Here is a 24,399-nt window from a genome sequence, read left to right as displayed (position 1 = left end):
ATTAGCAATGATTAAGCACAAACAACAACAAATCCACCCTTCTGGTGAGTCTGGTTTTACGATTATTGAGTCGCTGGTAGCATTACTCGTAGTTGCTATTTTACTAACAGCGATCGCACCTGTAATAGTCCTGGCAACAGCAACCCGCGTTCAATCTCGACGGGTAGAACTGGCAACCCAAGCGGCAAAAACATTCATTGATGGCATCAGAACTGGAGCTATTACAGCGCCAAGTACAGTCATTACAGGCGCACTTGCTGCTTCTACATCAGCTGCGCCCAGACGCGTTGCAGATGTAGCGGGTACACCAGCTGTAACAGGTAGCCCAGGTGACTATTTAATTAATACTACAAATATGCCCGTTCCTACAGATGCAACTACCTTATATTGCTTTCAGAACGGTAGCATTTCTAATCCAGACTGTAGTAGCAATACTGGCAATTCATTTTATATCCAGGCTAGTCGAATTGTTGTTCAAAGTGCTGGGGTGAACGATGGCTACCGTCTGGGAATTAGGGTTTATCGAGCAGATGCTGACTTTCCCTTAATAGCCAGCACTGTTGATACTAAAAACACACAAACACCCTTCACTGGTGGATTAGGTAGCCGCAAAGCACCATTAATTGAAATTACAACCGACATTGCCAACAGTACGACTTCATTTCAGGCTTTATGTCAGCGGCTAGGTATTGCGACAAATCAAACTTGCCAATAAAAAACTGGGCAAGCAAGTTCATATTATGTGATTGATCGCAGTGCATCTATTAGTAAAGAGAATACCCCAGTATGATGAGGACATTAAAATTTCTGCTCAGTAAACAGCTGAATAGCTCCAAGGGCATTCAGCAAGTTGATGGTTTTACCCTAATTGAATTGTTGGTAGCCATGATCCTAGCTTTCCTGATCATCACGCCGTTGCTAGGATTCATGATCAATATTCTGGATACCGACCGAAAGGAACAAGCCAAGGCAAATTCTGAGCAAGAAACTCAAGCTGCACTAGATTACATTGCCCGTGATTTACAACAGGCAATTTATATTTATGATGCTACTGGAATTGGTTGTCTAACCGGTACTGCTGATACTACTACTTGCCCAAATGCAAGTACAACTGGGAATCAACTACCTAATCCAACTGCAACAGATAGAGTTCCTGTGCTTGTCTTTTGGAAACGAGAATTAGTTAGTCAAGCAATTACAATTACAGGTACTCAAAAAGATGATACTTTTGTTTACTCATTAGTTGCCTACTATTTAATTCAAGACGCTACTTATAATAGTTCTACTTCTACCTGGTCTCAAGCTGCTCGTATTGCCCGATGGCAAATTCAGGATGGTGTACCAGATCCTAGCAGTACACAAACTTGTGGGAAGTATCTAACCGGTTACTGTCCTAGCCCAGGCTTTGCCCCATTTAATCTTGATGGAATAGGCTCGATAGCACAAAAGATGAATGCTTGGACAAAAGATACAGCAAGTTACACTGCCAATCCCACAGTACTTGTTGACTTTATTGATCAAACCAAAACTGACGACGCTTCAAATCCTGCACCAACAGCAGCCTGCTCTCCCACCAGCATACCAACCTCTTTCAATACTCTTGATACGGGTAAAATGACTAGCTTTTATGCCTGTGTTGATCAAGTTAACACAGCAGCGCAAGTCTTTATACGAGGTAATGCACTTGCTCGTATCGAAACAGACTCAAGTAAAATCAAGTATACTGATGCCCAAAAAACTTATTTTCCAACTGCAAGTGTACGAGTACAAGGACGCGGATACTTGTATACCAAGTAAATGCTGAAGTTCAAATAATTACTTAATGGCTGCCATTATGGAAAAGTTAAGTTTGAAGTTATTTAACCCAAACAGTAGAAATGAAACCAGTAAACAGCTATGGCTAATTAACAGGCTGCGCTATGCTTCTGGATACACCCGACAAGATGCTGGCTTTAGCTTGCTGGAATTAATCGTAGTGATGGTGATGATCGGAATTTTATCAGCGATCGCAGCTCCTGGTTGGCTCGCCTTTGTAAATCGACAGCAGGTAAATAAGGTTAACGATGCCGTTTTAGCCGCACTGCGAGAAGCACAGAGCGAAGCTAAAAGAAATAAACTTAGCTATAGTGTCAGTTTTCAGACAGATAGCACAACTCAAGATATAGATGTTGCTATTTATCGTACCAGTGCTGGAATCAGCACATGGAAACCTTTAGGGGCAGATGTGGGAGCTAATTCTAATAAATTACTGCTGGGCACAAATCTCAGTGGCGAAAACACTGTGAACTCTAATTCTACTGTATCCTACCCTGCTTCAAATACGTCAACACAGATCACTTTTGACTATATGGGGGCTTTACCAACTCCAAACTTTGGAACACCTATATCCCCTTCGATAGATCCACCTGGGTTAAAAATAGTAGTAGCTGCACCAAGCTCTACAAACTCTACATCGCCTAGTATACAGCGATGCGTCATTGTTGAAACTCTCCTGGGAGCAATGGTAACAGCAAAAGACAGTCAATGCAATTAGGTCGTTTATGTAGTAATCTTTATATAAAAACACGTAATAACACTGTACATAAAACTGCACATTGATCGCAAAATTGAAACATCACGTGCAGTTTTAATGTTTGATAGATTTATTTAAAAGTCGCTGATATAGTATTCGTCAGACAGCTTAGGACATTGGCAAATCGCAAGAGAGTGGCTGTCACAGCTATCTATAGCAGAAGCAGACTTATCCTAACTGATATGCCAGCCGCTATAAATTAGCCATTGGCTGAATATATACAAAGCGTCCTAATCAAAATATTCTTTTCAGAAAATGACTGATAACCTTGACTTTACTGTAGCTATTCCAACTTATAACGGTGAAAGTCGTTTGCCTGAACTACTAGAACGACTAAAAAATCAACTTCACACCGAAAATTTATCTTGGGAAATTCTAGTTGTAGACAACAACAGCACTGATAACACAGCTAAAGTTGTTCAAGAAACTCAACAAAATTGGCAGTGTCCTTACCCTTTAAAGTATTGCTTTGAACCGCGACAGGGAGCAGCTTATGCCAGAAAAAAGGCTGTGCAACAAGCTAAAGGTAAATTCATAGGTTTTCTAGATGATGACAATTACCCAATATCAAATTGGGTATCCGCAGCTTATGCTTTTGGTGAAAAATATCCTCAGGCGGGAGCTTATGGCAGCCAAATTCATCCTGACTGGGAAGTAGAACCACCAGAAAACTTTCAGCGTATTGCTCCATTCTTGGCAATTACAGAGCGAGGTAATTTACCACTATTATATGAAGCAGCTAAAAGACTACTACCTCCTTCTGCCGGACTTGTTGTCCGTAAACAAGCGTGGTTAGAAAGTTTACCAGATAAGTCTATTTTAACTGGGAGAGTTCAAGGTAATATGCTCACCAGTGAAGACTTAGAAATGTTGTCCTATATCCAAAAATCAGGATGGGAAGTTTGGTATAACCCAGAAATGGAGATTTCTCACAAGATACCAAAATTTCGATTACAAAAAGATTATTTAATTCCGTTTTTTCGAGGTATTGGACTTAGCCGCCATGTAACTAGAATGGTAAATATCAAAAATGTGTATAGACCATTTGCTCTTTTGTCTTACATGGTAAATGACCTGCGTAAAATAACTTTATATTTAATTAAGTATAGGAATAAACTCAAAAAAGATTTGGTACTTGCTTGTGAAATGGAACTTTTTGTAAGTAGTTTTATTAGCCCTTTTTATCTGTGGAAAAATGGCTATTTTAGAAAATAACTCATCAAAATATTAGATATTATGACTGAATTACCAATTGAAAATTTAGATATTAGCGTAGCCATTCCTGCATATAATGGAGCAACTCGTTTACCTAAGATTTTGGATAAAATCTTAACCCAGACAGGAGTAGAAAAACTTAACTGGGAAATTATTGTTGTGGATAATAATAGTTCTGACAATACATCTGAAGTAATCGAGACTTACCAAAAAATATATGATGGAAGATGTCATTTAAGATATTTTTTAGAACCCGAACAGGGAGCCGCTTTTGCTCGACTGCGAGCAGTGCGTGAAGCCAGAGGGCAGCTAATCGCATTTTTAGATGATGATAATTTACCTGCTCCTAATTGGTTATCAGAAGCATATACTTTTGGATTAGAGCATCCTCAAGCAGGTGCTTGGAGTGGACAAATTCATGGTGATTTTGAAGTAAATCCGCCAGAAAATTTTGAAAAAATTCAAGCTTTTTTAGCTATCAGAGAACATGGTTCAAATCCACATTTATTTGATGCAGATAATTTAAGGCTTCCTCCTGGTGCGGCGCTTGTGGTTCGGAAACAAGTGTGGTGTGAAAATGTACCACTGCGACCTAATTTAAGCGGGAAGTTACCTGGTATTTTGGTGCAGGGTGATGACTATGAACCATTGCTTTATATACATTATGCAGGCTGGGAAATTTGGTATAACCCCACTATGCATACTTATCATCAAATACCACATTGGCGATTTGAGAGAGATTACCTTCTAACTTTGGCACGTGGCTGTGGCTTGTGTATTTTCCAGTTACGCTTAATAAATACTAAAAATTGGCAAAAACCAATAGTATTTGTGAAAACTATTTTAGGTAATTTACGCCGAGCATTACAGCATCTCATTCAATATAGAGGGCAATTGAAAAGTAATCTTATTGCACTTTTTGAAATGGAATTTTACTTAGCTAGTATGATGAGTCCTTTTTACTACTTAAAATCTCATCTACGCAGAGGATTAAAAAATAAATTAGCCTTATAAAATAATGAAAGCTAGAAAAAAATTACCAAAAATCTCTGTAATTATCCCTGCTTATAATAGTGAGAAGACTATTAAGCAGACAATTCAATCTGTTTTAAATCAAACTTTTACTAACCTAGAATTAATTGTAATTAATGATGGCTCACAAGACTCAACTTTAGAAGTTGTTACACAATTTCAAGATTCACGAATAAAAGTATTTTCCTATGCCAATGCTGGTGGAAATGTCAGCCGTAACCGAGGGCTACATCATGCAGTTGGAGAATTTGTTAGTTTCTTAGATGCAGATGATCTTTGGACACCTGATAAACTTCAGTCTCAGTTAAAAGCTTTACAAGAAAATGCTACTGCAAAAGTTGCTTACGGTTGGACTGATTATATTGATACCAATGGTAAATTTATACTTTCAGGTAAGCGCATTAATGTAAATGGAAATATTTACGAAGAACTATTACTAAATAACTTTTTAGAGAATGGTTCCAATCCCTTAATTGATAAAAAAGCTTTAATTACATTAGGTGGCTTTGACGAATCTCTAAATGCGGCTCAGGATTGGGATATGTGGCTGCGATTAGCCTCTAAGTTTAATTTTGTATGTGTACCATATGTACAAATTTTATATCGCATAAGTGCAAATTCAGTTTCTTCCAATCTTGTCAGGCAGGAAAAAGCCTGCTTGCAAGTGCTTGAGAGAGCGTATAAAGAAAGACCTTCAACACTTAAAAATAGTTGGGATATAAGTCTAGGAAATTTATACAAATACCTGGTCTGCAAAGCCCTACAAAAGCCATTTAATCGACAAAAAGCTCTATCATCTGCTAGATTTCTATGGAAGTATTTTTTTTACGATCCTTCAAGATTTCAGAATATAAGTTTAACCTTAAAATTGTTATTGAAAATTGTCATAATTTTGATCTCGCCCACATTGCTCTACAGTATTATTAATCGGCGCGACGCAATAAACCAAGAACCTGAAAGATTGCTCAACATTTGGGTAGTTGAAGAAAATCGACCAGAAAGAAAAAATGGATACACAGGTGTATTTACGATCTCTAGCTAATGCAAAAAATCTCTGGAATAATCACTCTAACAGTGGTTTTACCTTATTAGAGACGTTAGTAGTTGTTGTATTAATTGGCATATTAACCACATTGGGAATATCCAACTGGCTAGCTTTTGTGGAGACTCGCCGTCTCAACACTGCCCAAAACCAGGTTCATTATGCTATGCGCCAAGCTCAAAGGCAAGCCACCAAGGATAAATTGACTTGGCAAGCCAGCTTTCGTGAACAAAACAGCATTGTTCAATGGGCGGTTCATCCTGCTACAGTACACCCATCTAACGCCAACTGGAATAATCTAGATTCCAATGTGCGTTTGGATAAGGAAACAACCCTATCAGAGTCAAATGGCATCAAGCAAATCCAATTTGATTACAAGGGTAGTGTCAGTAAACCACCGTTGGGACGGATCACGCTATCTAGCAAGTCTGGTGGTAAAGTTAAACGTTGTGTCATAGTTTCTACAATTTTAGGAGCAATGCGAACGGCAAAGGAGCATAATAAAACCAATAATAATAAGTATTGTTATTAAAATATTTTTAGTTTTTTCAAAAAACAAGCTATTCTGTGCTGAACTTACCAGGAAACCCAAAACGGCACCTGATTATTTTTACTCGCTATCCAGAGCCAGGTAAGACAAAAACCCGATTGATACCTGTTTTAGGAATTGTTGGTGCTGCCAATCTTCAACGCCAAATGAGTGAATATACAATATTTCAGGTTCAAGAATTGCAAAAGGCTATTGACATATCTATGGAAGTGCGGTTTGCAGGTGGCGATTCGCAACTTATGGAAGACTGGCTGGGGTTGGATTTGGTTTATCGGTCTCAAAGTGAAGGGGATCTAGGTTTACGAATGGCGCGATCGCTTTTCGAGGCTTTTCAATCTGGTATGGAACAAGTAATTATCATCGGTACAGATTGTCCTGGAGTTAATGCCCAGATTCTCGCGACAGCCTTTGAGAAGTTAGACGCCTTTGACTTAGTACTTGGCCCTGCGATCGATGGTGGATATTACTTAATTGGTTTGCGCCAACCCATCCCGGAGTTATTCGTTAACATCGATTGGGGAACCAATGGAGTATTCCAGAAAACCGTGGACATTGCCCAGAAACTTAATTTATCATACGTGAACTTGTCGCCTTTAGCTGATGTTGACCGACCGGAGGATCTGCCGATTTGGGAACAAGCTCTTGCAAGTCAGATGGAAAAATGAAGGAGATGAGGGAGTGGGGGGAGAAGGGGAGCAGGGGAGTAATGTAGTCTAATTACTTGAGAAGTACTCTAATGAGTCTTTTCCTACAGCCCACAATTAGCTTCGTATATTAAAACACCAGGGATTTCCTGAAGACACTGTACATAACAAATGTTACTGTGGTCTAGTTAAAAACCAAGAGGCAGATAGCCTTTACCACTATTGAATCTGCTTTGTGTTTCTACCCAATAGTCACGGTCATGGGCACAATATTCAAGTAGCTTGAAATATGAAAATCACTCGTATTCACCGCCAGTTTGAAAAACTATGGTTAACCGTTTTGCTTCCGTAAGTCCTGCACTCACACTTAAGGTAGTTGGAATAATCTGCATTTTGTCCTTTTTCGTTGACTTTTTGATTCTATTGTTACCCTTTCAACCAACTGATCGGGTATGGCAAATCAACTTGGCAACAGCACTCGTCGATCGGGGAATTGTTCCTTTAGTAGGTTTAGGGCTTCTGTTTGCTGCCTATTGGATTGAGAATGCTGATGCAGGAAGCGATCGCCCCCAAGGTATCGATTTAAGATTTCCTGCCCTGATCCTCTCAAGTATTTTAGGGTTGATGTTCTTGCTGATTTTTCCCCTGCACCTCAATAACGTCAATCAAGCTAAGACTCAAACACTCAACCGCATCACTCAAGAAGCAGATCAAGCAGAAAATCAACTGAACAGCCGATTATCGCAATTGCAAGCACAACTGACTACTGAGCAAGGAAAAGCACAACTAGAGCAGCTGCGAAACCAAACTAAAGCTCAGTTTAGTGAAATCCTCAAAGACGATCAAAAATATAAGCAAGCACTTGAGAGCGCTCAAATTCCTGCAAATATCAAAGAGTTACTGAAGAAGGCTAAAACAGATCCCCAAGTACTTGACAAAGCTATCGAACAACAAACAGATATTCAGACACTGCGAACCCAACAACTGAGCCAGCTTCGCCAACGCAGAGACGAAGCAGAGACACAAGCTAAAGATACTGCTTGGAAGTCTGGACTGCGGATTGGGATTAGCAGTTTGCTGTTGTCTATTGGTTACATTATTATCGGCTGGACAGGGTTAAGAGGTAGGGGTGCTGTACAAGGTGGTAAACCTAGAGCTACCACACGCTAATCCACTATTGTGGTATGGCAGTAAAACGGGTCGAAAAATTATTGACGGCTAATACTGCCATGCACCTAATAACAATAAAAAAGCAATTATCACTGAGTAAAATCGCTATAAAACTTGGGTAATGTTCTCAATTTACATACTGACATATAACGAAGAAATAGATATTGCTGCTTGTATCGAATCGGCGATGTTATCGGATGACATCATTGTTGTGGATTCATGTAGTAGCGATCGCACTGTGGAAATTGCCAATCGCTATCCCATCCGCGTTGTCCAACACGCTTTTGAAAGCCACGGACGCCAACGCACCTGGATGTTAGAGTCTATCCCCCCGAAGCACCAATGGGTTTACATTCTCGAAGCTGACGAGCGTATGACACCAGAACTGTTCGCGGAATGTGAAAGGGCAAGTCAGAATCCAGACTACATCGGTTACTACGTGGCTGAACGTGTCATGTTTATGAATCGTTGGATTCGCTACAGCACACAGTATCCCCGTTACCAAATGCGACTCTTCCGCCACGGTAAAGTGTGGTTTACAGACTATGGTCATACTGAGCGAGAAGTTTGTGAGGGTGAAACTGGCTTTTTAAAAGAAACATACCCACATTACACTTGTAGCAAAGGCTTGAGCCGCTGGATTGACAAGCATAACCGTTATTCTACAGATGAAGCTCAAGAAACACTGTATCAACTAGAACAAGGAGAGGTAAACTGGCGAGATTTATTCTTTGGCAAATCGGAAGTTGAAAAACGTCGCGCCCTGAAAGATTTGTCTTTGCGTTTGCCAGCCAGACCGTTGCTACGGTTTCTATATATGTATTTTATCTTAGGCGGATGTTTAGATGGACGCGCTGGAATCGCTTGGTGTACATTGCAGGCATTCTACGAATATCTGATTTTGCTCAAAGTCTGGGAAATGAAGTATCTACCAAAACCTAATTTAGACGCAACAGCAATTCTGGTACAAGAGAGTACACAACAGTTACAGTGCAGGGATTCTGAAAGTACTCATGTTGATGTGGTGTAAAGGGAACTGGAGATTAGAAGGATTCCTAGTAAGATCAACAAGCAGCGAGAGGGTGCGCGATCGCAAAATCAGAATTCCAGAAGTAGGGTAGCACAGCTGGCTGTGCTACCCTAGTTGCGTGTCAAGGCTAAAATGTTGCCAAAAAATTGTAGGTTGGGTGGAGGCTTTGCCAAAGCCAACATCCTGATATCCTGATATATAGGAATCCGATTTGATTATTGAACTTACTTGTGGAAGAGGGAACGGGGAACAGGGAAGAAGGGAATAGACCTGTACTGAGTTTTTTCACGCAATCAAATACGAATCCTATATGTTGGGTTGCGCTCCGCTCCACCCAACCTACGTCTAATGCACAATTTTTTTGCTTGCAACGCCACTACTGCGTGTTACATCTTAAATAAAACCACCATCATAAATTAATATTTTTAACAGAACATTTTCATAAAAGCCGCCCCTGCTTAAATGTGACTGGCCAGATAAAATAATTCTTTAGTTTACCTGGTGAGACTTTCACAATCATCAGCAGCTTTTGATTAAGCGCGGTAGATTAGTAATAACCAAGGACTTGCAACAATCATTTACAAGTCTGACAAAGAAAAGTAACATCCTTTGAGAATAACCAGTCGTCATCGGATTGGTTAACGTCTATGTGTATGCTTATGGAAAATAGCTGATTTTCAGCAATCTCTACGTATTTTTGCGGCAGTATCCAAGCTGCTAGTGTTTTGGAAGTTACTTTCGGTATAAACTGCCTAAAGTTAAAGTCTTTGGAATTTGACGAATCTGCTGGTATGGATACCGATAACAAAAGTTCCTCTAGCTTAAAACAGGAGAATCGGGGCTTGGTAATCGATCGCCTAAAACAGGATTTAAAAAACGACCTGATTGCTGGTTTATTGGTAATAATTCCCCTAGCAACCACTATCTGGCTGACAATTACCATTGCTAATTGGGTAATCAACTTCCTCACCCAAATTCCCAAACAACTGAATCCCTTTGATGGCTTAAACCCAGTTCTAGTAAATATACTTAATTTATTAGTAGGATTGGCTGTACCTTTACTAAGTATACTATTAATGGGCTTAATGGCTCGTAATATAGCTGGGCGATGGTTGTTAGATTTTGGTGAGCGATTATTACAGGCAATTCCTTTAGCAGGGCAGGTATATAAAACTCTCAAACAGCTTTTAGAAACAATCTTAAAGGATTCTAATGGCAAGTTTCGCCGCGTAATTTTAGTAGAATATCCCCGCCGAGGAATTTGGGCGATCGCTTTTGTCACTGGTGCAATCAGCAGTGATATCCAAGCCCAGATGTCCCGCCCCGTGCTAAGTGTTTTTATCCCCACCACCCCGAATCCAACTACTGGATGGTACGCAGTCGTTCCTGAAGACGAGGTGGTAAACCTCTCCATGTCTATTGAAGACGCCTTTAAAATAGTTGTATCAGGTGGCATTGTCGCTCCCAATACACCCTTGGTTTTCCCCAAACAGTCCACACTGGAAGTCACACACGAAGAAACCAAGCAGCAGGTTATTACTGAATTTGGGACTGGGGACTAGGGACTGGGGACTAGGGACTGGGTACTGGGGACTGGGTACTGGGGACTAGGGACTGGGGACTAGGGACTGGGGAAGATGAGTATGTGGATTCATGCACTAAGCAAATCTTAAAAGAATTTCTTCTTTAGTAGGACTTACGCAATAACTCTCTGAAACTCTTATTCCTTTGTGGCTTTTGCGTCCTAGCCTGCGGGAAGCCCCTCCGCGTCTATGCGGTTCGTTTTTTATTTTGTGTAAGTTCTAGTACCCAGCATCCAGTCCCCAATCCCCAGTCCCCAATCCCCAGTACCTTCTTATTAGCTCTTTAGGTAGCGTCTCGTAGAGAAGTTGGAGAATTCTGGACGTGAACCGTTAAAATCTATCTGGCAAAGTCACAAGCAAATCCGTAATGTTGTTGTTTGACTATGCCAAAATTGATATAATTATAAGTTTGTCCAGCCTAGTTAATCTGTTCTCGCAAATCACCCATCACTTTTATGCAACCCCGTAAACCCCAGCAAATTGCTCGTGAATTGGCGCTTTTAAGCCTTAGCCAATTGCCAGTCAACCCCAAAAAATTAGATAAATTGGAAGACGATCAACTAGTATCCAAGTTGGTACTAGGAGCAGTACGGACTCTGACCTCAGAAGTGCAAGATACTCTTGATAATGCCGCAGGTGAACTGCAACGCAGTAACGATCGCCTCTTAAGCAGTCAAACTCGTGCTTCTGATCTCAATACTGCCAGAACGATGCTTCAAGAAGCGATCGCCTGTACCCAGACAGCAATCAATCAGTTGGGTACAGCAGTTGATTTCCCCGTATTGATTCAGTTAGCTAATCAGGACAAGGGAGTTCGGAATTACGCTAAAGAGCTTGTGATTACCGTCAACGAAAATCGACACATCATAGATGAACTCATTTCTAATGCCTTAGTTGATTGGCAAGTAACTCGCCTCGCCCAAATTGACCGCGATATCTTACAAATCGCTGTGGCAGAAATGAAGTTCTTAGGAGTTCCAGATAGTATCGCCATCAACGAAGCTGTGGAATTAGCCAAACGCTACAGTGGCGACGATGGTCATCGGTTTATTAACGGTGTTTTGCGCCGAGTCACTGAGCAGAAACAAACAGCATAGCCTTTTATACTTACTTCCAAAAGTCAGAAACCCCATGCCTAAAGGCAGGGGCTTGAAAAAGCCCATCTGACCAGACTAAGCCTTAAGTGGCTACGTGAGCAAAATGAGGGGATAAGGGAGAAATAAGCAATGCCCCATGCCCCAAGTTAAATTAAACTCATAACTCATAACTTATAACTCATATAACCAATACTGCTGCAATGGTTTTTAATTGGTTCCGTCGTCAACATAATGATTCCTCTGATACTCCCTCTGATCAGAAGCAGGAAGAAACTCCTCCTGTACAAGAACCCCAAACAGAGCCAGTTGAAACTGCACCAGACACAACGGCAGATTTGTTAGCATTTGCTAAAGCTGCCTACAAAAATATTCAGCAAAAACAACAAGCCGAGGTAGTAGAAACCCCACCTGATTTAGCAGATGCCCCAGCACCATCAGCACAACCTGAAACCGCAGAAACGCCAATTGCAGAAGTCACTGAACCAGAAGCAACTGAGGAACCTGCTAGTACAACCGTAGAAGCTGCTACTGAGGAAAATACAGAAGATTCATCAGTGGCAGCAATTACCGAAGAGGCAAATGTCTCTAGCCCAGAACTCACAGCCAGCGAAGTTGAACCAACTCCCACCGAACCAGAGGCAGCACCAGCCGCCTTATCCTTCTTAGAACGGGCGGCGGCAGAACGGCAAGCCAAGCTGGAACAACTAATAGCCACCGCTATTGAAGTCCCAGAACCGGAGGTAGCACAGCCAATAGCTGCAACCTCAGAGTTAGGAGAGGAAATTCTCGGACTGGAATTTGATGATGGGTTTGTCTGGTCAGCGAAAGTCCTGGCAGCTCAAGGTAGAAGTCCAGAAGATGTTTCTATTGAAGAAATTACCTGGCTGAAAAAGCTCCGGCAAGGGTTAGACAAAACTCGCCGTAGTATTCTCAACCAACTAAAGGCGATCGTTGGTCAAGGGCCGCTTAATCAAGCTGCTGTGACGGAAATTGAGGCATTGCTCTTGCAAGCTGATGTGGGTGTAGAGGCAACAGACTTTATTATCAATGCCCTACAGAAAAAACTTCGAGAAGAAGTTACTGCACCTGAAGAAGCGATCGCTTATCTGAAAAAAATCCTCCGGGATATGCTGGATGCGCCAAGCATTACATCCCACAAAACTAGCTTTACCCCAGAAAAAGAAACCTTAAATATTTGGTTAATCACTGGGGTAAATGGTGCCGGTAAAACTACCACCATCGGCAAAATTGCCCACCTCGGACAAAAATCTGGTTATAAATGTTTGATTGGGGCAGCAGACACCTTCCGCGCCGCTGCTGTGGAACAGGTGAAGGTTTGGGGTAGTAGGAGTGGTGTAGAAGTAATTGCCAATCCGGGAAAGAATACAGATCCGGCAGCAGTTGTATTTGATGCGATCGCAGCCGCCCAAGCGCGTCAAACCGAATTACTTCTAGTAGATACAGCTGGACGACTGCAAAACAAGAAAAATTTAATGGATGAACTCGGTAAAATCCGGCGAATTATCGACAAAAAAGCCCCAAATGCCAAAGTAGAATCTCTTTTGGTTCTAGATGCCACTTTAGGGCAAAATGGACTGCGGCAAGCTGAAGTTTTCTCCCAAGCTGCCCAACTAAGTGGCGTTGTCTTAACTAAGCTCGATGGTACTGCCAAAGGCGGCGTTGCCCTGGCCGTTGTACAACAGCTAGGTTTGCCCATTCGCTTTATTGGTGCTGGCGAAGGAATTGAAGACCTGCGACCCTTTTCGAGCTATGAGTTTGTCGAAGCTCTCTTGAGTGGCTAATTGAAAAATTTGGAGTTAAAAATTTTTCTTGACAAACTGATAAATTTAGGGATAACTGATCTGGTATTATCACTTGAACTAACTAGAAATAAAATTCTGGAAACGGCTCAAGTACTAAAACCATAAGTTTGTAACATTCAGGAGGCACTTTCCTCCTGCCTCCTACCTTCTCTCAGTAAATGGGTGATTTTTGCTAACATTTCAACGGGTCACGCCATTCCTTCCCGACTTGCTGCGCCGAAGTCGGGAAGGAATGGCGCTTCGGGACTGGGGACTGGGGACTATGAAGAGTTTTCTTCTCGTGCGAACGCTGCGCGGACAAAACTTGGTTGGGGTCTGAATCCCCGAACAATTTTCCCAGTAAAGAGTCCCTAATCCCCAGCTAATGCCCTTTTTGACACCCAAAATGGGCTTTTTCAATGTAGCAATACGGCTATTTTGTGACACACAAAAGCCTGTAAACTTGCATCTTGCAGCAATTTGACGGGCAAGCAAAGTGTCAGCTATTTGCCCAGCACCTATCTCAACAAAAGTACGGCTTCCGACTATCAAAACTTCGGAGAATTATCTATTGTGGACTCAAAAGCTCAATCTTGGCAATTATCCCGACAATTATGGTATACAAATTAAGTATTTGAAGACTTATTTACATATTTTCAGGTTTGGGAGTAAGTGTAAGTCTATTTTTACCAAACAAGCTCGACTTGAGAGCTTCTAGAGGTTTTCACTCAGAAGACTTCTAACCTCCTGATTGTTTCTGCCCAAACAGTCAATCTGAAAGCGTTATAAATTACTCTTTAACTAAAGTATTTTTATGACTTTAGAGATATGCTTTGGAAATTAAGTTATGAAAAAATGAAAAGCTTTCTAAATGATCACTGAAACTAGTAATTTTTACGGGTTGGGTTTGGACTACAAATACATGATTTGAAATGACTAAATATTCCATCAAAAATAGAATACTGATGAAATTTGCCTGTTACGTCTTTATACTCTTGCTAAAATGACAAGTCTTGTCTAAATATGGTTTAGCAATGCCAAAGCCAAAAGATTTATAAGTAATCTAAAATCCGCCAATATTAAAGTGCAATAATACCGATACCTGTGTCTCAACTTCCCTCTCAACCCACTGATAACAATAGTAGTGCCGCAACTGATGTCACACCAGTCGTGGCACTTAAAGAACTCGTGGCAAGGTTGCACCGGGAACAGAACAAAATTCAAGATTTGCTAAGTTCTTTAGGATTTGCCCTGAGAAGTTTCAATAATTTAAATCAGTTTTTGGAACTGATACCGCTGATGGCAACAAGGGTGACAGATGCAGATGGTAGCGCCCTGTTTCTCTATAAACCTAATGGTCAAGTTAGGTTAGAGCAGTTACATTGGCAAGATAGTCGCCAGCGAAAGAATATCCGCAAGGCGCTAGAAATAGCTAGCAGTCAAATCACACTTGTACCCAATGCTGCCCCTTTAGCGAATGCCACGGGAATTTTGGATGACCAAATGCATCGCTACTTGGGGCCAGATGTGCAAATCTTTGGTACGGCAATTCTGGTAAAGCATACAGAACGGGGATGGCTCTACGTCTTGAGTCGCGATCCAGAATATAGTTGGACAGAAACTAGGCAAAAGTTAGTTAGGTTAGTGGCAGACCAAACAGCAGTAGCGATCGAAAATGATGAACTAGCTGTAGAACTGAGAAAAAAAGAACGCCTAGACCAAGAACTAGAAATTGGCGCAGAAATTCAACGGCGACTTTTGCCACGTCAATGTCCTACAATCCCTGGTGCAGTTCTGGCGGCACGTTGTAAACCTGCCAATCGGGTTGGTGGAGACTACTACGATTTTATTGCTACCAGTAACAATAAGATTCAACCCAAAATCAAAGGCGGCACGGAAAATAGTCGCTGGGGTTTGGTTATTGGAGATGTCATGGGCAAAGGTGTCCCCGCTGGGCTGATTATGACGATGATGCGGGGAATGCTACGGGGAGAAGTGCTACATGGTAATTCCCCTGCCGGAATTCTGCAAAACTTAAATAGAGTTATGTATGCGGATTTGGAAAATTCCCACCGCTTTGTAACGCTATTTTATTCAGAATATAATCCCCATAAGCGAATTTTGTCTTATAGCAATGCGGCACACAATCCTCCTTTGTGGTGGCACGCAGCAACAAAAACTGTCAGCCGTTTAGATACTTTGGGAATGCTAATCGGTTTGGATGCTAACAGCCAATATGAAGATGCCCAGGTACAGTTAGAGCCTGGGGATACAATTATTTACTATACAGATGGTTTGACCGATGCTGCTGCCGCTGGTGGCGATCGCTTCGATGAAGATAATTTTGTCTCTAGCTTCAATACGGCTTGCAAGTACTGCAATGGGCCACAGGAGATTGTGGATTACCTATTTGACCAAGTTCAGCAATTCATTGGTGATGATAAGCAAAATACTGATGATATGACATTAGTTGTTCTACAAATTTTATAGGAGGAGGCAGGGGAAAATTATGAATGAAAACTTTCCTTCTCTAGGATAGGCTGCGCCTAAGTTATGGTGACAGGGAATTCACTACAGTGATTCTACTAAATTTAATTTTTTATTTATTTTTTATTTATTTTTCCGTAGTGCTCGCCTAAATCGTCGCACATCAACCTTTTTTGGTGACTTGTTTGTATGCAGCCTTTTGGATTATACATAAAAAATGATCCTTAGAATACTTTTCTGCTCAAGTAAAAACTATATATTTTGCACATCTAGCACAGTAGGAAACGTCAAGGGGGAGAGCAGGTGAAAGGTAAAAGGTACAAGGTAAAAAATAAAAGGTAAATTTACTTCTTCATTTTTGCTTTCTTTTTATCCTTGTGACACAAGCATTTAACCTGCTCCCTCTTGGCGTTTTAATTTTTCTTTTCTCCGCCGTAGCAAGTTCACAACAGTTACGACGGAGTTTTGCTTTTGTTTGTTTCTTCGGTCTAAACTTGGTTGTTTTAAACTTTCTTGGCATTAAGATTATCTAACCTTCATTTAATGATTTGTCAAGATATTTCTGAAAATATTTTAGATGAAAAATTCCGATGCTTATTCTTGCGCTCCAGCTTTTTGCAGACTCCGCACCACATTCTTATAACCATTAAATTCTGCAATCATCAAAGCCGTATAACCGCCCCGGTTTTTCAAATTCACATCTGCCCCGGCTTGCAGTAATACCTGCACAATTTCGTTATAACCTGCTGAGGCAGCCCACATTAATGATGTTGCCTTTGCTGAGTCTTGAAAATTCACATCTGCCCCCTTTGCTAGCAACAAACCTATAATCTCTGTGTGCTTGCGTTCGGTTGCCTTGGTCAAAGCAGTTTTGCTATCATCCCCCGGAATGTTGGCATCAGCACCGTAGTCTAGCAACACTTTCACTGTTTGGGTGTGTCCCTGTGATGCTGCCAATGTCAAAGGTACTTCACCAAGATTTTTCCCATTAATATCTGCCCCAGAATGCAGCAATAACTCGACAATTTGGCTATGTCCCTGCAATGCTGCTACAAGCAGTGGTGTATCACCTAGGTAGTTCCTAATTTGGACATCTGCACCCCTGTTAAGTAAAACTTTTACGACATCAACATAGCCTTCCACAACGGCAAGATGTAGGGCAGTTTCACCATCTTGGTCTTGGAGATTAATCTGGGCATCTCGATCCAGTAAAGCTGCTGCGATCGCACTGTGTCCAGCGGCGGCGGCGGCTGATAGGGCAGTTCCACCATCAGGGTTGTTCACATTCACATCAGCCCCTACTGCTAGCAGTGCTTCCACAATCTTCAGATGTCCCAAGTCTGCTGCTAGCATTAAAAGTGTCTCACCGTCCTCATCTGGGATATTAACATCGACACCTGTTTGGAGAATTGCTTCTAGAAGTTCTATTTTTCCCTGCTTAATGGCGAGTTTTAAGGCCGTATCATCATCTTTATCGGCGATATTAACTTGGGCACCAGCAGCTAATAAAACTCGCACTACATCGATATGACCTTTGAGGACTGCTGCCATTAAAGCTGTGCTGCCATCTTCATTCGTGGCATTGACATTAGCACCTCTAGATAGTAAAAGCTGCACAATGTCAAGTTGTTTAGCACTAGCCGCCAACATCAAAGCCGTCAAACCATAGAGTTTTCTGGGCAAGTTGATATCTGCCCCAGCATCCAGAAGCGATCGCACAATTTCGGTATAACCTAAATTAGCAGCAAACATTAACGCTGTGGTGCCTTGGCGATCGCACGCGTCCACCGCCGCACCCGCAGCCAGCAGCGCACACAGCCCCTTGATATCACCACTTTTAGCAGCTTTTAGCAGCAAAGTATCGTTGTTTTCAGTCATGAATGAGATCCCACGGTGGGGGTTTTGTTGTATCCACTCAAAATTTAGTTTGAGATTGTTTATCCACTTTGGCAAGAGGGCTAAACTAAATTGCAAAATACTTCTCTAAACCTGATCAATCTTGTTTAGCGATCATTTCATCAAGAAATCCTCTTACTCTTGTCTTCTGACTTGAAAATACTCCTTCGATGAGTATCTATATAGATCCATAGATCCGTCTCACATGACATTTTCATTCATGGTGATGAAATTTTTTCATTGGGACTGTCCTGATTCCTCAACCTCTTTTAATTTGAGCAACATTAGGCACACAAAATAGAGTTATGCTAATTTTTATGAAGATTTAAGAATTAGGCGAGAACACAATGAGTCTGGAACTTTCTGCGTCGGTGAAATATTGGTTGAGCTTCTTCCATCCGGTGCTGATGTGGGCGCTATTAGCATTCTCAATTTATGCCGCCTACTTGGGGCTGCAAGTACAGCGTACCAGAAATGCTCAGGGAGAAGAAAAGAAAGAACTGATTAAAGGTAGATATAACGTCAGACACTACCAAATTGGGTCTATACTCCTAGCTTTGATGGTGACAGGTGCGATCGGTGGGATGGCTGTCACTTACATCAATAATGGTAAATTGTTTGTCCAGCCTCACCTGTTAGCAGGACTGGGTATGACAAGTCTAATAGCATTTTCTGCTGCTTTGTCCCCCTATATGCAGAAAGGGGCAAATTGGGCGCGTGCAACTCACATTTTGATAAATTTCACCCTTTTGGGACTTTTTGCTTGGCAGGCTGTTACTGGTGTGCAAATTGTCCAAAGAATTCTGACTAAAGCATAGTTAACTTTATCAAGCCTAGTAGGTAATGTGGTAATGAAAAACTCCACGCCACTTGCGGGATGGAGTTTTTGGGCATGGAGAAAAATTAACGATGCCCATTGGGAAGCCCCGTCCGTTTTACGGCGGGGTAGTTCACCAACTGATCGTCATTGACCCAAATTGCTTGTTGAGGCACAGAGATGGAAATTCCAGCTTCGTCTAGGGCAACTTTCAGGCGGCGGCGAAGTTCTCGTGCGACATCCCATTGCTTGAGGGGCTGTGTTTTAATCCAGACACGAATAACCAAACCGCGATCGCCAAATTGATCTATTCCCAAAACTTGCGGCGGTTCCAAAATTTGACGCTGCCATTGCATTTCTTGATTCATCTTATCGGCAATAGTTGCAATCAACTTTAAAGCCTCTTCTGTATCGGCTTGGTACGCGATAGGAATTGTTAAATCGGCTCGTGACCAACGACTAGAAAGATTGGCAACAACTTTAATTTCACCATTGGGAATCGTGATCAAGCGTCCTTCGGAATCCCGCACTTGGGTCATCCGCAGATTCAGATTTTCTACTAAGCCTCCCACGTCTCCCACAGTAATCACATCACCTAAAGCGTATTGATCTTCTAAAATAATCAGGAAACCGTTAATCGCATCTTTAATTAAGTTTTGCGACGCCAAAGACAATGCAACACCAACTAAACTAGCACCCGCTAGCAAGGGAACGATATCTATCCCCAATGACACCAACGCTAGCAAGAAGCCTACTCCTACCCAGAGAACAGTAGCAATACTTTTAGTCACACCAGAAAATGTGGAAACTCGCAGTTGTAGCCGTGCAGAACTTTCTAGAGTTAAAAAAGCGCCACTGCTGATCAGAGTGGAGGCGAAGCGGTCAATCAGGGCGTAAGTCAAACGGATCGCTACATAGGTTCCCAGAAATACGACACCTAATCGCAAAGGAAATTGGGCAGCAGTGATAATTCCTAGCTGAAAACCTCGTGTATAAGGAAATAGACCCAAAATAAAGAAGCTTCCACCTCCCCAAATTCCGGCTTGACTTAGCTGAAACAATCGTCTCTTGGCTTCTTGTAGATGTTGCTCTTGTCGTTGATTTAGTTGTGTTGTAATTGCTTGATCTGTTGGTGTTGGGTAGTTGAAGAGTTCCCTTTGGGGTTGGGAGGCAATGAGGTGTTCTGAATCCTTTTGAGAACGCCGCTGCCAGCCATATACCCCCCAACTCATGACAATCATTGCCAGTCCGATACCGGCAGCAATTTTACCTTGGTCGATTAAAGATTGAGTTTGCCTTTCTTGCTTTGCTTGTTGCAAGTCTTCTTGTAATGATTCGGCTACTTGATTTGCTGATGTTGATATATCTACCTGTCGCAGTCCAGCATCTTCAGAAGTAACGGTCATCAGATATTGACCGTTGACATAAATTACTGGTAATTCGTTTACTTTCCGAACTTCTACCTTGACTGGTGTTGTTGCTGGTGATTGAAAGTAATTTTGGCCAATTTTCTTCAACTTCTTTTGAATATCTTCTGAACGCTCAGGAAAGTTGGTTCTTGATGCCGCTATTTGAAATAACCGACGACCATCTAAATAAATCCAGCCCGAAACAACTCTGTTATCTGAATCATTACTCACACTGCTGGGAGCTTGCAGCTGCGGTAAAAAAGGAATCTGGGCTGTGGCTTTTGGCACAGATCCAACGCCTATTGCCATTGAACTGGCGATCGCCAAAAATTGAAAGCGCACTCAAACACCTCCTTGAGTAAAATCTACTAGTGACTATTTCTATAACTATCCTCTGCAATAACTTTGGGTAGATGTACCTATCTAAAGTTGAGGTTTTCTCTTTAGACGATGAAAGTTTGATGTTTTTTTAGTTATCTTCTATCTTCAGACAGATGACAAACTACTGAAAATCAGCGATCAAGACTTAGAGAAGTCTTACTCTTAACAAAGATAAAACAAAAAAGAAGAACCTGGAGAGGAAGTTGACATTCCGCCGATCAAACGTCAAGCTAGTTTTGAAGACTATTAACTAGTAATTTGCTAATTGCCAGCAAAAATCAGCAGTAGTAGAATAACCTAGTAGAGTGCGTAAATTTTACGTAGCTTTTTTAATTTTTTGAGGTAACTTTTGATGACCGCAACTTCTCCCCGATTAAAGCACGAGGTTAAAGACCTCGGCCTAGCTGCCTTGGGAAGACAGCGCATTGAATGGGCTGGACGCGAAATGCCAGTTTTGCGGCAAATCCGCGATCGCTTTGCTATCGAGAAACCCTTTGCTGGTTTACGCCTTGTAGCTTGCGCCCACATTACAACAGAAACAGCACATTTGGCGATCGCTCTGAAAGCCGGTGGTGCAGACGCGCTTTTAATTGCTAGCAACCCCTTATCAACCCAAGATGACGTAGCAGCTAGCCTCGTCCTCGATCATGAAATTCCCGTCTTTGCTCAAAAAGGCGAAGATAACGCAACCTATAACCGCCACGTCCAAATAGCTTTAGATCATCGCCCCAACATTATTGTTGATGACGGTAGCGATGTGGTTGCAACTTTGATACAAGAACGCCAACACCAAATTGCTGATTTGATTGGTAGCACCGAAGAAACCACAACCGGTATCGTGCGCTTACGCGCCATGTTTAGAGAAGGCGTTCTCACCTTCCCCGCAGTCAACGTCAACGACGCCGACACCAAGCACTTCTTTGATAATCGCTATGGTACTGGGCAATCAACCCTAGATGGCATTATCCGCGCCACCAATATTTTGTTGGCTGGTAAAAATATTGTCGTCGTCGGTTATGGCTGGTGTGGTAAAGGTACAGCCCTCCGCGCCCGTGGGATGGGTGCTAACGTCATCGTCACCGAAATCGACCCCATCAAGGCAATTGAAGCCGTAATGGATGGCTTCCGCGTTCTGCCAATGGCTGAAGCTGCACCCCAAGGTGATATTTTTATCACTGTGACTGGTAACAAGCACGTCGTTCGTGGTGAACACTTCGATGTCATGAAAGACGGTGCGATCGTTTGTAACTCCGGTCACTTTGACTTGGAACTTGATTTGAAATACTTGGCTGCACAAGCTAAGGAAATCAAGGAAGTTCGTCCTTTCACCGAAGAATATAAGTTGAAAAATGGTAAATCAGTTGTTGTTCTTGGACAAGGACGCTTGATTAACTTAGCTGCGGCTGAAGGACACCCCAGCGCGGTAATGGATATGAGTTTTGCAAACCAAGCTTTGGCTTGTGAATTCCTGGTGAACAATAAAGGTAAGTTAGCGCCTGGTTTGCACTCAATTCCTGTTGAGGTTGATCAAGAAATTGCGCGATTGAAGTTGCAGGCTATTGGTATCACGATTGATAGCCTAACTGCTGATCAAATTGAGTATATCAATTCTTGGACAAGTGGAACTTGATACATTGATTAGTTGATTTTTTGGGGGATAGGCTTTTGGGCTTATCCCTTTTTTGTGTTTCGTGCATTCGCTGAAAACCTTCCCGCAGGATAGACGCATTGTTTTAGGTTTTAGGTCACCTTATGTCCGGCAGTTTACTGGTTTTGCATTCTATCCCGACTGAAGTTTAAAGTTGAGTATATCAATTATTGAACTTCGGCAACTTGTTCATTAATTAGTTATTTTTTTGGGAATAGACTTTGACTTAATCCCTTTGTTTGTAATTTATTACTGTTACTTTAGTACAAATAAAACATCAGCATAGCTTTGGTATTCATTGTTTTTAAACGTCCAAGTTAATAACAGTTTATCTTTTTTCATTATATAGACGAGAAAGGTGAGAAAATGTACAACTCATTTATTTTTCATATTCAAGATGATTTTGAGTTAATATTAGGTATTTCTTTAGACCAATTAGGTAAATTTTCTAAAAATTCTAATTTTATCTTATCTTCATTTCCAGGTTTTTGATAGATTAAAACAAAATCGTTTTTTAAACCTCCTTTTCTGTTGTCTTGCACTACTGAATTTGCTGAATAATTCATTGGAAATAATCCCCGAAATTGTAATTTATCAGAAGATGGTATTACTTCTTTTAAAAACTTCCAACTAGCAGCATCTCTAGCATTGAAAAATAGAGCTAATATCCCGCTAGGCTTAAGTATACGAGTAGCAGTATGCATAAATTCCGTCATTTCATGAAGATAAAGTTTTTTATCCTTTAATCGAATACGGGCATTAGAGACTACAATTTCATGATAAAAATCTGGTTGTTTATCTATTAAAGAATTCCACATTTCACTCAATTCTAAGTACGGAATTCTATCACTATGTGGAGGATCAGTTAATACAAGTGAAATGGTCTCATCAGGGCAACTATTGAGAATTATTCGATTATCACCTTGAATAATCGCTACTTCAGCTTTGTTATGAATAACATCTTCTACTCTTTTAGATACCTGATAACCTTTTTGAAATTCATCTTGTTGAATTGATTTTAGTAGGCTATTTGCACGTTTAATAAAACAATTCCAGACATTGATTTCAAAATGTAGTGCTGGTCTCCAATATCCTATAACCCAACTACCAACTTCTATTTTATTTGTTGGCTGAGATTTTGTTTTACCTCTTCCTGTAATTGCAAAAACCATATTAGACATTTGACCTGAAGCAGATGTTAAGGAGAGCAATAATGCAGATTTGATTGTATCTGGTTGTTTATGAATTGCACCAAGTAGTAAATCTATATTATGTAATGCGCGGCCAGTGAATAAATCTTTCAGTGTTAAAGAATCATTTGTATTTATTCGACTATTTTGAAAAAACTTAATTGGACGAGGTATCTGAGGTTGATATTCTTCAAATTGTTTCAATAGTTGATAATCATAGTTAGTTGGTAATCTTTTGCCACCTTCATTTCTTTTTTGTGACAACTGCCAGACTGAATTTAGTTTATTCCCATTCCATAAATAGTGAGTTGCAAATTTGCCATCTTCTAGTAAGTAAGTTTTATAGATTTCTGACTTAACACTTATTTCTAATTTATCAATTGCTTCTTTTAAAAGGTTTGGACTTGGTAAATCAATTAGTAAATTCGATAATTCTACTGCTACAGGATTAATATCAATACCTATAAACAGTCTTTGCCTAATTACTGTTTCACGAGCTACTAAACCGGAGCCTAAAAAAGGATCTAAAACTATGTCACCCTTTTTGGTTAAATTTTCAATTAAAAATGCTAGGGATTCAATTGGTTTCTTCCCCCAATATTTATGAAAAGCAGCTAATCCTTTATAGCCTCTTGGTAATACTATTGTTTCAGGACTTGTATTAGTCGGTTCTGCTTCAAATAAGTTTAATTGTTTAAAATTAGATTTCATTATTTATGTAATAATTAAAATTATGTTACGTAATATTTCAAAAAGCTTAACCAATTTATATTGTATAAGTTTTTCACAATATTCAGATAATTAACTGTTGTTTATTAATAAATTTTTACAAAA

19 protein-coding genes are annotated in these 24,399 nt (G+C 40.9%); 16 read left to right on the top strand and 3 right to left on the bottom strand.

Annotated features, from left to right (window positions below):
- Positions 1-7: 7 nt before the first annotated feature.
- The 14 genes from hpsB (at position 8) to V7K67_RS04435 (ending at position 16,227) form a co-directional block, all read left to right on the top strand.
- The gene (gene hpsB, locus V7K67_RS04500; RefSeq protein WP_334731065.1) at positions 8-715 is read left to right on the top strand and encodes a hormogonium polysaccharide secretion pseudopilin HpsB; all 708 of its coding nucleotides are present in this window, start codon (positions 8-10) and stop codon (positions 713-715) included.
- Positions 716-789: 74 nt separating this feature from the next.
- Positions 790-1,797 carry a hormogonium polysaccharide secretion pseudopilin HpsC gene (hpsC, locus tag V7K67_RS04495; protein WP_334731090.1) on the top strand — a complete coding sequence of 336 codons (1,008 nt, stop codon included), beginning with the start codon at positions 790-792 and terminating at the stop codon, positions 1,795-1,797.
- Positions 1,798-1,834: 37 nt separating this feature from the next.
- Positions 1,835-2,533 carry a prepilin-type N-terminal cleavage/methylation domain-containing protein gene (locus tag V7K67_RS04490; RefSeq protein WP_335165386.1) on the top strand — a complete coding sequence of 233 codons (699 nt, stop codon included), beginning with the start codon at positions 1,835-1,837 and terminating at the stop codon, positions 2,531-2,533.
- A gap of 294 nt (positions 2,534-2,827) precedes the next feature.
- On the top strand, positions 2,828-3,787 hold the full coding sequence (gene hpsE, locus V7K67_RS04485; protein ID WP_335165385.1) for a hormogonium polysaccharide biosynthesis glycosyltransferase HpsE: 960 nt from the start codon (positions 2,828-2,830) through the stop codon (positions 3,785-3,787).
- Positions 3,788-3,808: 21 nt separating this feature from the next.
- Positions 3,809-4,801, top strand: coding sequence for a hormogonium polysaccharide biosynthesis glycosyltransferase HpsE (gene hpsE / locus V7K67_RS04480; protein WP_335165383.1), 993 nt, complete (start codon positions 3,809-3,811; stop codon positions 4,799-4,801).
- Between the two features lie 4 nt (positions 4,802-4,805).
- A complete protein-coding gene (locus V7K67_RS04475) occupies positions 4,806-5,861 on the top strand; it encodes a glycosyltransferase (protein WP_335165381.1) in 1,056 nt (351 codons plus the stop codon).
- A complete protein-coding gene (locus V7K67_RS04470) occupies positions 5,827-6,393 on the top strand; it encodes a prepilin-type N-terminal cleavage/methylation domain-containing protein (RefSeq protein ID WP_334731060.1) in 567 nt (188 codons plus the stop codon). The genes V7K67_RS04475 and V7K67_RS04470 overlap by 35 nt, the downstream gene beginning before the upstream one ends.
- Before the next feature lie 35 nt (positions 6,394-6,428).
- Positions 6,429-7,076 carry a TIGR04282 family arsenosugar biosynthesis glycosyltransferase gene (locus V7K67_RS04465; protein ID WP_335165379.1) on the top strand — a complete coding sequence of 216 codons (648 nt, stop codon included), beginning with the start codon at positions 6,429-6,431 and terminating at the stop codon, positions 7,074-7,076.
- Positions 7,077-7,382: 306 nt separating this feature from the next.
- The gene (gene hpsJ-B, locus V7K67_RS04460) at positions 7,383-8,225 is read left to right on the top strand and encodes a hormogonium polysaccharide biosynthesis protein HpsJ (protein ID WP_334731058.1); all 843 of its coding nucleotides are present in this window, start codon (positions 7,383-7,385) and stop codon (positions 8,223-8,225) included.
- Between the two features lie 121 nt (positions 8,226-8,346).
- Entirely contained in the window at positions 8,347-9,255 is a 909-nt protein-coding gene (locus tag V7K67_RS04455; RefSeq protein WP_334711031.1) for a glycosyltransferase family 2 protein, read from the top strand.
- Positions 9,256-10,046: 791 nt separating this feature from the next.
- Positions 10,047-10,817, top strand: a complete 771-nt coding sequence (locus V7K67_RS04450; RefSeq protein ID WP_334731089.1) for a DUF502 domain-containing protein — start codon at positions 10,047-10,049, stop codon at positions 10,815-10,817.
- Positions 10,818-11,293: 476 nt separating this feature from the next.
- Positions 11,294-11,935 carry a transcription antitermination factor NusB gene (gene nusB, locus V7K67_RS04445; protein WP_334711032.1) on the top strand — a complete coding sequence of 214 codons (642 nt, stop codon included), beginning with the start codon at positions 11,294-11,296 and terminating at the stop codon, positions 11,933-11,935.
- A gap of 200 nt (positions 11,936-12,135) precedes the next feature.
- Positions 12,136-13,737 carry a signal recognition particle-docking protein FtsY gene (gene ftsY, locus V7K67_RS04440; RefSeq protein WP_334731057.1) on the top strand — a complete coding sequence of 534 codons (1,602 nt, stop codon included), beginning with the start codon at positions 12,136-12,138 and terminating at the stop codon, positions 13,735-13,737.
- A gap of 1,098 nt (positions 13,738-14,835) precedes the next feature.
- Entirely contained in the window at positions 14,836-16,227 is a 1,392-nt protein-coding gene (locus tag V7K67_RS04435) for a PP2C family protein-serine/threonine phosphatase (RefSeq protein WP_334731088.1), read from the top strand.
- Positions 16,228-16,818: 591 nt separating this feature from the next.
- On the opposite strand, the gene V7K67_RS04430 is transcribed toward V7K67_RS04435, so the two are convergent.
- Positions 16,819-18,102, bottom strand: coding sequence for an ankyrin repeat domain-containing protein (locus tag V7K67_RS04430; RefSeq protein WP_334731056.1), 1,284 nt, complete (start codon positions 18,100-18,102; stop codon positions 16,819-16,821).
- Positions 18,103-18,467: 365 nt separating this feature from the next.
- Between V7K67_RS04430 and V7K67_RS04425 the strand changes: the two genes are divergently transcribed.
- Entirely contained in the window at positions 18,468-18,938 is a 471-nt protein-coding gene (locus V7K67_RS04425; RefSeq protein ID WP_334711038.1) for a DUF4079 domain-containing protein, read from the top strand.
- Positions 18,939-19,023: 85 nt separating this feature from the next.
- Here the strand turns inward: V7K67_RS04425 and V7K67_RS04420 are convergent, their stop codons facing one another.
- Positions 19,024-20,688, bottom strand: a complete 1,665-nt coding sequence (locus V7K67_RS04420; RefSeq protein ID WP_335165375.1) for a mechanosensitive ion channel family protein — start codon at positions 20,686-20,688, stop codon at positions 19,024-19,026.
- 391 nt (positions 20,689-21,079) lie between these two features.
- Between V7K67_RS04420 and ahcY the strand changes: the two genes are divergently transcribed.
- The gene (ahcY, locus tag V7K67_RS04415) at positions 21,080-22,357 is read left to right on the top strand and encodes an adenosylhomocysteinase (protein ID WP_335165373.1); all 1,278 of its coding nucleotides are present in this window, start codon (positions 21,080-21,082) and stop codon (positions 22,355-22,357) included.
- A 410-nt stretch (positions 22,358-22,767) separates the two neighbouring features.
- Here the strand turns inward: ahcY and V7K67_RS04410 are convergent, their stop codons facing one another.
- On the bottom strand, positions 22,768-24,276 hold the full coding sequence (locus V7K67_RS04410) for a DNA methyltransferase (RefSeq protein WP_335165371.1): 1,509 nt from the start codon (positions 24,274-24,276) through the stop codon (positions 22,768-22,770).
- Positions 24,277-24,399 lie beyond the last annotated feature (123 nt).

Origin of the sequence: Nostoc sp., from assembly GCF_036917155.1 — a bacterium.
Classification (GTDB): domain Bacteria; phylum Cyanobacteriota; class Cyanobacteriia; order Cyanobacteriales; family Nostocaceae; genus Nostoc.
This window is presented reverse-complemented; position numbering and strand designations above follow the sequence as displayed.